We start from the raw sequence: 9,654 nt of genomic DNA on the forward strand, positions 1-9,654 counted from the left end.
GGGCTCAGCGCGAGGCGGCGCGGTGCTCGTCGAGATCGGCCGCGCCGAACGCGTCCGGCAGCACCTCGGTCATCGGCCTGACCCCCGACGGCGTCATGAGCAGGCAGTCCGGTCCGCCGTGCTCCCAGAGCAGCTGCCGGCAGCGGCCGCACGGCATGATCGTCTCGCCCTCACCGTTGACACACGAAACCGCGACGAGCCGGCCGCCCCCGGACATCACGAGGTCCGAGACCATCCCGCACTCGGCACACAGCGTCACGCCGTAGGCGGCGTTCTCCACGTTGCAGCCCGCGACGTGACGACCGTCGTCGACCAGGCCGGCCACGCCGACCGGGTAGCCGGAGTAGGGCGCGTACGCCCGACGCATCGCCTCGACCGCCTGGTCGCGCAGCAGGGTCCAGTCCACGTCGTCGCCGTGCCCGGACTGGAGCGGTCGTCCGCTCCCGCGGTGGTGGTCCCGCCCGCTCGCAGAGGTATGCCGTGAGCTCACCATGAGGTGCCCTCGCGGCGGCAGGTGCGTGCCGGCATACCGCTCATCCCTTCGTGTAGGGCTCGCCGTCCGCGGCGGGGGCGCGGACGCGGCCGACCACGCCGGCCACCGCGAACAGGGTCGCGAGGTAGGGCAGCATCGACAACAGGTTCGAGGGAATCGCGACGGGCGCCTGGATGAACGAGAGCACCGTCGCGAGCGCGTCGCAGAAGCCGAAGAGCAGGGCCGCGGCCAGCGCCCCGCGCGGCGACCAGCGGCCGAAGATCATCGCGGCCAGCGCGATGAAGCCCTTGCCGGAGGAGATGTTCTTGGTGAACGCCCCGACGGCACCGATGGTGATGAACGCGCCACCCAGGCCGGCGACGCAGCCGCCGAGGATGACGTTGCGGTAGCGGGTCCGGTTGACGTTGATGCCCACCGTGTCCGCGGCCTTCGGGTGCTCGCCGACCGCACGGGTGCGCAGCCCCCAGCGGGTGCGCAGCAGCGCCACGTCGACGGCGATGATCACCACGTAGGTCAGGTAGACGATGATGTTGGCGTCGAACAGCAGCGGCCCGACGATCGGGATCGCGCTCAACCCGGGAATCGCGATGGGGCTGAAGAAGCCGGGGTTGTTGAGCGTGTCCTGGTTGGGTTGCATCAGCGAGTCGTAGATGAACCCGGTCAGGCCGAGCACCAGCACGTTGATGACGACACCGACGATGATCTGGTTGACCATGTAGCGGATCGCGAAGACTGCCAGCAGGGCCGAGACCAGACCGCCGGCGACGACCGCCGCCACCAGCCCCAGCCCCAGGTTGTGCGTCACCGACCCGAACAGGGCGCCGGCGAACGCGCCGGCGAGCAGCTGCCCCTCGATGGCCACGTTGATGACGGCGGTGCGCTCACACAGGATGCCCGCCATCGAGCCGAGGATCAGCGGGATCGACAGGAAGATCGACTGCTGCATCAGGCCGAGCAGGTCGATCGTCGAGCCGCCCTGCTGGCCGGTCGCCGCCCACGAGAGGAAGGCGAAGACGAACGCGACGCCGACGACGATGGACGTCCAGCGCAGGGCCCGCGGCGGCAGGCCCTTGATCGCCTGCCAGACGCCGACCGCCACGATGAGGGCACCGAGGACGACGTTGACGTTGTGCGCCGGGGAGCGCAGGTCCGGCACGTGGAGCGCGGCGTCGGGAGCGCTCAGGTTGAACGTCGCGGTGACACCGGACTTCGCGCCGAAGCCCAGGCCCCAGACGGTGAGGGCGCCGACCAGCACGAAGAAGGCGCCGAGCGCAATCCGCTTGCGCGGGCTCATCTGCCGCTTGAGGGTCTTGAGGACGACGACGTCCGGGCTCTCGGGTTCGGCTCCCGACGGGGTCGTCACGGTGGTCTCGGTGCTCACCCGTTCCATCCCTTCGCGAGCTCCTGGCCCATGGTGCTCTCGCCCGCCCGCACCCGGAACACGCTCTTGATCAACGCGGGTGCGGCGATGAACAGCACGATGAGTGACTGCACGACCTGCACGAGGTCGACGGGGGTGCCGGTGCTCGACTGCATCTGCACACCGCCGGCGCGCAGCGCACCGAAGAGCAGACCGGCGAGCACCACGCCGCCCGGCTTGCCGCGCCCCAGCAGGGCGACGGTGATGGCGTCGAAGCCGATGCCGGCGTCGATGTCGCCCGTCACCGCCGGGTTCGTCCCCAGGATCTGCGCGCACCCGGCGAGCCCGGACAGCGCGCCCGCGATGAGCATGACGGCGATGTAGGCACGTCCGACGCTCATCCCGGCGGTGCGGGCGGCGAACTGGTTCGCCCCGACGGCGCGCAACCGGAAGCCGAGGCTGCTGCGGGTGAGCAGCCACCACACGCCCACGGCGGCGAGCAACGCGACGAACAGGCTGACGTTCACCCGCAGGTCCGAGGTGAAGATCCGCGGGAACCGCGCGGTGGCGTCGACGTTGTTCGAGATCGCCTGGCCGTAGGGCGGCGCCTGGAAGCCGCGGACGTTGAGCAGGTACTGCAGGAAGTACAGCGCGACGTAGTTCAGCATGATCGTCGTGATGACCTCGTGCGCACCGGTGCGTGCCTTGAGGAACCCGGCGATGCCGCCCCAGAACGCGCCGCCGACAATGCCCGCGGCGAGCGCGGCGATGAGGTGTATGCCGGCCGGCAGCTGCCAGTGGAAGCCCACGTATGCCGCGCACACGGCTCCCGCGATGATCTGCCCCTGGCCGCCAATGTTGAACAGTCCGGCGCGGAAGGCCAGCGCCACCGACAGGCCGCCGAGGATCAGCGGGGTGGCGTTGACCAAGGTCTCCGAGATGGGTCCGAGGATGGCCGTCGCGCTGCCGCTGGTCAGCGTCGCGGGGTTGAGGATCGCACCCTGGAAGAGGGACACCCAGGCGGCGCCGATCGCCTTGCCCGCGAACGTGAACGTGTCCCACGGGTAGGCGAAGAAGTAGCTCATCGCCGTGCGCGTGTCCGGGTCGGCGACGGCGATGAGGATCGAGCCGATGATGCCGGCGAAGACGAGCGACAGCACGGTCATCAGGACCGGCCGCTCGCCCCCGCCCCAGCGGAACCGCCGGCGGACCTGGGGCTCCTCGGCGTTGGTGGCGGTGCTCATGCCGGGGCCCCCGCGAAGTGTCGAAGCGAAGCGGAGAACTTCGTGGGGTGGGTCATGCTTGCTCCTTGACCGTGCTGTCGTCGGCGCCGCTGGTCGAGCCGGCCATGAGCAGGCCGATCTCGTCGGCGGAGGCGCCGGCGGGCAGCTCGCCGATGATGGCGCCGCGGTACATCACGCCGATCCGGTCGGCGAGGCCGATGACCTCGTCGAGCTCGGTCGAGACCAGCACCACGGCGGTCCCCTTGTCGCGCTCCTCGACGATGCGCCGGTGGACGAACTCCATGGAGCCGACGTCGAGCCCACGGGTGGGCTGGGCGACGACCAGTAGCCGCAGCGGCCGGGACAGCTCCCGGGCCAGGACGACCTTCTGCTGGTTTCCTCCGGACAGCGTCGACGCGAGAGCCTGCGCCGACGGCGTGCGCACGTCGAACTCCGCGACGCGCTGTTGGGCGTTCTTGTCGATCGCCTTGAGGTCGATGCTCACGGGCGTGCCGAACGGTGGGCGGTTGTGCATGTCGAGCACGAGGTTCTCGGCGATCGTGAAGCTGCCGATCAGCCCGTCGTGCAGCCGGTCCTCGGGAACGTAGCCGACACCACGCTGGAGCACGTCCTCGACGCTGGCCCCCGTGAGATCCTCGCCGTCCAGCAGGATTCGCCCGTGCTCGGGCTCGGCGAGCCCGAGCAGCGCCTCGGTGAGCTCGGTCTGCCCGTTGCCCTGCACCCCCGCGATCGCATAGATCTCGCCACCGCGGACCTCGAGGGAGACGTCGTCGACGAGGACCTGCCCGGCGGCGTCCACGACGCGCAGGTCCTCGACCTGCAGGACTGGCTCGCGGGGCTCGGCGGGCTCCTTGTCGACCGTCAGCTTGACCGGACGCCCGACCATGAGCGACGCCAGCTCCTGCGCCGACGAGCTCGGGGTGGTCTCGCCGACGACCTTGCCGCGGCGGATGACCGTGATCTTGTCGGCCACCGCGCGGACCTCGCGCAGCTTGTGGCTGATGAAGACGATCGAGGTGCCGGCGTCCCGCAGGGAGCGCATGACCTCCATGAGCTCGTCGGTCTCCTGCGGGGTGAGGACGGCCGTGGGCTCGTCGAGGATGAGCACCCGGGCGTCGCGGACCAGCGCCTTGATGATCTCGACCCGCTGCTGCACGCCCACCGGCAGGTCCTCGACGAGGGCGTCCGGCGGCACCTGCAGCCCGTAGCGCTTGGAGACCTCCTGGACTTCCCGGCGGGCCTTGCGCCGGTCGAGGAAGCCCAGGGGGCCGGTCCGTTCGTGGCCCAGGCTGACGTTCTCGGCGACGGTGAAGACCGGCACGAGCATGAAGTGCTGGTGCACCATGCCGATGCCCGCCCGCATGGCGTCGCCCGGTCCGGAGAAGGTGACCGGCTGGTCGTCGAGCAGGATCTGTCCGTCGTCGGGTTCGTAGAGCCCGTAGAGGACGTTCATGAGCGTGCTCTTGCCGGCGCCGTTCTCGCCCAGGAGGGCGTGGATCTCGCCCGGCTCGACCACCAGGTCGATGTGGTCGTTGGCCACCAGCGAACCGAATCGTTTGGTGATGCCACGTAGCTCAAGCTTCACGTGAGCGCTTTCCGCAGGGGTGCTGAGAGGTTCCGGACGGCGATGAGGAGGGTGGGCACCCGGCCCACCCTCCTCGCGCGACCGGTTCGGACTACTTCGGCTGAGCCGGAGAGGTGATCTTGATCTTGCCCGAGATGATGTCGGACTTGAGGCTGTCGAGCTCCTTCTTCACGTCACTCGGCACCTTGGAGTCGAACTGGTGGAACGGCGCGAGGCCGACCCCGTCGTTCTTCAGCGTGCCGATGTAGTTGCCCGTCGGGAACTTGCCGTCCGAGGACTGCTTGAGGTACTGCTCCACCGACTTGGTGATGCCCTTCGTCACGCTGGTGACGAAGTACTGGCAGTACTGCGAGGCGCTCTCGCAGCCGTCGGTGTCGACCCAGATCAGGTTGAGCTTGCCACCGGCGGCCTGCGCCGCGGCGCCCGAGCCGAGACCGGTGCTGCCGGCGACCGGGAAGACGATGTCGGCGCCCTGCTGCTGGAAGGCCTGGGTGATCGAACGGCCCTTGTTCTGGTCGGTGAACGACTGGGCGAACGTGCCGCCCTTCTGGTTCTTCTCGTTCCAGCCGAGGACCTGGACGTTCTTGCCCTTCTGCTTGTTGTAGTACTGCACGCCCTCCCAGAAGCCGTCCATGTAGATGGTCACCGGCGGGATGTTGAGGCCGCCGTAGGTGGCGACCTTGCCCGTCTTGCTCATCGCGGCGGCCAGGTAACCACCGAGGAAGGCGGCCTGGGCGGTGTTGTACTGCAGGCCGTAGACGTTCGGGCCGCTGGAGGGCGCGTCGACCTCGGCGAAGTGGGTCTTGGGGTTCTTCTTGGCGGTGGTCTTCACCGCGTCGGCCATCAGACCGCCCACGGCGAGCACCGTGTCACAGCCCTTGTTCACCTCGGCGTTGAGGTTCGGCACGTAGTCGTTCTGGCTGTTCGACGACACGTAGCTGACCTTGATGTTCGAGTTCGCCTGGTGTGCACCCTGCATGCCGTTCCACGACGACTCGTTGAACGAACGGTCGTCGACACCACCGGTGTCCAGGACCATGCAGGCCTTCAGGGCGTTGCCGGAGGCGGTCCCCCCGCCGGTGCCCCCCGTGCTGCTGCTGGGCGAGGTCGCCGCCGACGGGGAGTTCCCCGACGTCCCCGAGGCCCCCGTGCTGCCACTGCTTGCGGGCTTGCTCCCGCACGCCGTCGCGGTGAGCCCCACCAGGGCCACCGCGGTCGCCACCTTCATCACCGAACGCACTGCGTCTCCTCCATCTGTAGCCCACGCGCCGGAAATGGGCGTGACCGCGGCAGACTCTATCTCGCTCCGTGGGATGCTGTCTGCCACCGGAGCACGCCGGTGTCCCAACCGTTACGTGCCGGTTTTCGCGGTGGCCTACCGGCCGGTGGCCGAGGCCAGGACCGCGGCCGCGAGCAGGCGGGCGCCCACCCCCACCGCGTCCTCGTCGACCACGAGGTCGCCCTGGTGCAGCTCGTAGGTCGGGCCGCCCGGCGAACGTGTCCCGAGGCGGGCCAGCGCACCGGGCGCGGCGGTCAGGTACCAGGCGAAGTCCTCGCCGCCGAGGGACTGCTTGGTCGGCACGACCGCGTCCGCACCGAGGGCGCTGGCAGCGGCCAGCCGGAAGGCCTCGACCGCGTCGCCGTCGTTGACCACCGGCGGGACTCCGCGCACGTGCTCCACGTGGGCGGTCACGCCGTACGGCGCGACGACCTGTTCGATCACCTCGACGAGGACGTCACCGGCGGCCTCCCACGCCTCGGCGTCCAGCACCCGCAGTGTGCCCTGCGCGGTGCCCGTGGAGGGGATGACATTGCTGGCGACACCGGCCTGCACCAGGCCCCAGACCATGGCGACCCCCGAGCGCGGGTCCAACCGGCGGGACAACACGGCGGGCACGTCGGTGACCACCTTGCCGAGGGCGTAGGTGAGGTCCTGCGTGAGGTGGGGCCGGGAGGTGTGACCGCCCTGGCCGGTGAGGGTGACGGTGACGGCGTCGGCCGCGGCGGTGATCGGTCCCTCGACCAGACCCACCTGGCCCACGTCGATGGTGGGGTCGCAGTGCACGGCCAGGCAGCGGTCGACCTCGTCGAGCACGCCCTGCTGCAGCACCGTGTGCGCACCGCCGGGCATGACCTCCTCGGCGGGCTGGAAGACGAGGCGCACGGCGATCCCGCCCTCGGTGAGCCGATCGGCCAGCCCCTGCAGCGCCAGGCCGGCGCCGAGCACGGCAGTCGTGTGCACATCGTGCCCGCAGGCGTGGCAGACGTCAGCGGTCCGCGAGGCCCAGGGCAGCCCGGTGCGCTCGGGCAGCGGCAGCGCGTCCAGGTCCGCTCGCAGCGCGACCCGGTATGCCGGGTCCTCCGCGCCGATGTCGGCGACCAGTCCGGTGCCCGACAGCGGGCGGACGCGCACGCCGGCCTCGGTCAGCCGGTCGGCGACGAAGGCGGTGGTGCGGTGCTCCCGCCAGGCGGTCTCGGGGTGAGCGTGCAGGTCCCGGCGCCAGTCCCGCAGGTCGTCCTTGCGCGCGTCGACGGCAGCGACCAGTTCGGCGAGGACGGGCGAGGGTTCCACAAGAGCCCAAGCGTACCGGCGTCCCCGGCCGCCACCGGACACCGCATCCAGGGGTGGGTCAGGCGAGCACCACGCAGAACGGTCCGCCGGCGCGGGGGTCGTCGTCGTCCGCGCGGTCGCGCAGCACGTCGAGGAGGGTGGCGTAGGTGTCCTCGTCCTCGCCGCCCAGCGCCTCGGCGCCGGTCCAGACCACGAGCACCCCGCGGTCGTCGGTCACGTCGGAGAGGGCGTCGGCGAGCGCGTCCCAGTTGTGTCCGAACCACTCGGGCAGCGCGAACGCCTCCTGCACCTGCTCGAGCGCGCGGCGCTTGTCCGCGGCGCCCTCGGTGTCGAGGTGCACGAACCGCCAGCCGGCGTCCCCGGCCGCCCGCTCGGCCTCCTCGACGAGGTCGTCACCGACGGTCTCGTCGATCGAGCCGGACGGCACGACCCGCCCCTCGGTGGCGGAGAGCAGCTCCTGCAGCGTCATGGCGGGGTTCCTCATCGTTCTCTCGGCGGGCCATCGGCCCGGTCCTCATCGCTGGATGCGGCGGAACGACTGGTAGTGGTCGTCGGTGTAGTAGAGCGTGCCGTCCCGCGCCGCGATGATCCGCCGGGCGCCGCGGTCGGGCGACCCGGGAGTCACCACGGTGTACTCGCGGTAGTACCCGCGCGGCTCGGGCGGCAACAGGCCCTCCCGGTTCTGGAAGACGCCGTCGTCCTGGCGGTAGGGGTAGGGCCCACCGTGGTCGATGAGGTCGATCGTGTGGTGCGCCTCCGGTGGCAGGTCCGCAGAGGCGACGGTCGGCATACCGTCGTTCGGGGTGGCCGACCCCGAGGGCCGCGGTGACAGGCCGGGGGTGGCGCCCGCCGGTGGCGACGCCGAGGTGCCCGCAGGACCACAGCCGCCGGCCAGGCCACCGACCAGCGCCACGATCACGACCAGCAGCAGGCTGGCGACGCCGCCGCGCCGCAGCCGGCCGGGCCGCATCAGAAGTACTCCCGCGGCACGTAGGTGCCCCAGACCTCGCGCAGCGCGGTGCTCACCTCTCCGCCGGTCGCCCGCGCGGCGAGGGCCTCGCGCATGGGCGGCAGGGTGTTGTCGCTGCCGGCAGCGGCGGCCTGCAGCTTCTCCAGGGCCCGGGCGACGGCGTCCGCGTCGCGCTCGGCGCGCAGGGCGGCCAGCCGCTCGGCCTGCTCGGCCTCGATGCGCGGGTCCACCCGCAGCGGCTGGTAGGGCTCCTCGTCGTCGGTCCGGAAGCGGTTGACCCCGACGACGGTCCGCTGCCCGTGGTCGATCTCGAGGGCGATCTGGTAGGCGGACCGCTCGATCTCGGTCTTCTGGAAGCCCTGCTCGATCGCGGCGACCGCTCCCCCGCGGTCCTCGACCGCGGCCATCAGCTCCTCGACCGCGCCCTCGAGGTCGTCGGTCATCGACTCCACCACGTAGGACCCGGCGAACGGGTCGACCGTCTTGGTCACGTCGGTCTCGTAGGCGATCACCTGCTGGGTGCGCAGCGCGAGCCGGGCGGCTTTGGCCGTCGGCAGCGCGATCGCCTCGTCGTAGGAGTTGGTGTGCAGTGACTGGGTCCCGCCGAGCACCGCGCCGAGCCCCTGCAGGGCCACCCGGACCAGGTTGACCTCGGGCTGCTGGGCGGTCAGCTGCACGCCGGCGGTCTGGGTGTGGAAGCGCAGCATCATCGACTTCGGGTTCTGCGCGCCGAACTCCTCCTTCATCATCCGGGCCCAGATCCGCCGGGCCGCCCGGAACTTGGCGACCTCCTCCAACAGCGTGGTGCGCGCGACGAAGAAGAACGACAACCGCGGCGCGAAGTCGTCCACGGACAGCCCCGCCGACAGCGCCGCCCGCACGTACTCCTTGGCGTTGGCCAGGGTGAACGCGACCTCCTGCACGGGCGTGGCCCCCGCCTCGGCCATGTGGTAGCCGGAGATCGAGATCGTGTTCCACCGCGGGATGTGCCGGTGGCAGTAGGCGAACACGTCGCTGACCAGCCGCAGCGACTCCTTCGGCGGGTAGATGTAGGTCCCGCGGGCGATGTACTCCTTGAGCACGTCGTTCTGCACCGTGCCGGTCAGCTTGTCCGCGGCGATCCCCTCGGCCTCGGCGGCCAGCTGGTAGAGCAGCAGCAGCGTGGAGGCGGGCGCGTTGATCGTCATCGACGTCGACACCTTCTCCAGCGGCAGCCCGTGGAACAGGGTGCGCATGTCGTCGAGGCTGTCGATCGCGACCCCGACCTTGCCCACCTCGCCGTGCGCGATCGGGGCGTCGGAGTCGTAGCCCATCTGCGTGGGCAGGTCGAAGGCCACCGACAGCCCGCCGGTGCCGTGGCGCACCAGCTCGTGGTAGCGCTCGTTGGACTCCTTGGCCGTGCCGAACCCGGCGTACTGCCGCATCGTCCA

Annotated in this window: 9 protein-coding genes; all 9 read right to left on the reverse strand. The window is 70.8% G+C overall.

Going from position 1 to position 9,654, the window contains the following annotated elements; translation table 11 throughout:
* Positions 1–4: 4 nt before the first annotated feature.
* A complete protein-coding gene (locus tag VFL99_RS15545) occupies positions 5–406 on the reverse strand; it encodes a cytidine deaminase (RefSeq protein WP_414713782.1) in 402 nt (133 codons plus the stop codon).
* 127 nt (positions 407–533) lie between these two features.
* Positions 534–1,874 carry an ABC transporter permease gene (locus VFL99_RS15550; protein ID WP_325107267.1) on the reverse strand — a complete coding sequence of 447 codons (1,341 nt, stop codon included), beginning with the start codon at positions 1,872–1,874 and terminating at the stop codon, positions 534–536.
* A complete protein-coding gene (locus VFL99_RS15555) occupies positions 1,871–3,097 on the reverse strand; it encodes an ABC transporter permease (RefSeq protein WP_325107268.1) in 1,227 nt (408 codons plus the stop codon). Before VFL99_RS15555 ends, VFL99_RS15550 begins: the two co-directional genes overlap by 4 nt.
* 52 nt (positions 3,098–3,149) lie before the next feature.
* Complete coding sequence (locus VFL99_RS15560) at positions 3,150–4,682, reverse strand: ABC transporter ATP-binding protein (RefSeq protein ID WP_325107269.1); 1,533 nt, start codon at positions 4,680–4,682, stop codon at positions 3,150–3,152.
* Positions 4,683–4,773: 91 nt separating this feature from the next.
* Positions 4,774–5,922, reverse strand: coding sequence for a BMP family lipoprotein (locus VFL99_RS15565; RefSeq protein ID WP_325107270.1), 1,149 nt, complete (start codon positions 5,920–5,922; stop codon positions 4,774–4,776).
* 135 nt (positions 5,923–6,057) lie between these two features.
* Positions 6,058–7,254, reverse strand: coding sequence for an amidohydrolase (locus VFL99_RS15570; protein ID WP_325107271.1), 1,197 nt, complete (start codon positions 7,252–7,254; stop codon positions 6,058–6,060).
* Positions 7,255–7,312: 58 nt separating this feature from the next.
* Entirely contained in the window at positions 7,313–7,738 is a 426-nt protein-coding gene (locus tag VFL99_RS15575; protein ID WP_325107272.1) for a barstar family protein, read from the reverse strand.
* 30 nt (positions 7,739–7,768) lie between these two features.
* Positions 7,769–8,224, reverse strand: coding sequence for a guanyl-specific ribonuclease (locus VFL99_RS15580; RefSeq protein ID WP_325107273.1), 456 nt, complete (start codon positions 8,222–8,224; stop codon positions 7,769–7,771).
* The coding region (locus tag VFL99_RS15585; RefSeq protein ID WP_325107274.1) for an acyl-CoA mutase large subunit family protein at positions 8,224–9,654 on the reverse strand (1,431 nt) is incomplete at its 5' end. The genes VFL99_RS15585 and VFL99_RS15580, both read right to left, overlap by 1 nt.

It is taken from the genome of Segeticoccus sp., from assembly GCF_035708005.1.

Excerpts from the sequence above, each read along its gene's own strand:
- VFL99_RS15555 (WP_325107268.1), bottom strand. The coding sequence starts at position 3,097 with ATGAGCACCGCCACCAACGCCGAGGAGCCCCAGGTCCGCCGGCGGTTC.
- VFL99_RS15575 (WP_325107272.1), bottom strand. The coding sequence starts at position 7,738 with ATGAGGAACCCCGCCATGACGCTGCAGGAGCTGCTCTCCGCCACCGAG.
- VFL99_RS15580 (WP_325107273.1), bottom strand. The coding sequence starts at position 8,224 with ATGCGGCCCGGCCGGCTGCGGCGCGGCGGCGTCGCCAGCCTGCTGCTG.